The following is a 454-nucleotide window of genomic DNA, read 5'->3' on the forward strand; positions in this document are numbered from 1 at the left end:
CTTCACGACGATGGCGGGGGACGCGGCCGCCGCTCGGGAACTGTTCGCTGAACTGGAAGACGGCTGGGGCGAGTTGGAGGCCGGCTATGTGCTGGCGATGCGGGCCGAGATCGTCGGGGACTACCCGGCGGCCGAACGGTGGCTGCGGGCCGGGCTGCGGGTGGCGGAGGATCTCGGCCTGTGGTCGGACGTGTCGTTCCGGCTCTCGGGACTGGGCCGCCTCTCGCTGCTCTCCGGGGATCCGGCGGGCGCCGACGAGGCGTTGCGGCGGGCGCGGCGGCTGGCGGTGGAGCACGGCGACCGGGCGGCGGAGGAGTTCGCGGACATCGGTCTCGGCCTGGTGGCACGGCGGCAGGGGCGGTTGGCGGCCGCGGCGCGGCATCTGCGGCCGTGGCTGGACTGGTTGGGCGGGATCGGCGGTACGGCGGGGCGGGCGTTCGTGCTGGCCCAGTTG

General features: G+C 75.3%; 1 pseudogene. It reads left to right on the forward strand.

Annotated features, from left to right (window positions below):
* Positions 1-454 (forward strand): annotated as a pseudogene (locus tag E1283_RS37970) (AfsR/SARP family transcriptional regulator); the annotation flags it as partial.

This window comes from Streptomyces hainanensis (assembly GCF_004348415.1).
GTDB classification, from domain to species: Bacteria; Actinomycetota; Actinomycetes; order Streptomycetales; family Streptomycetaceae; genus Streptomyces; species Streptomyces hainanensis.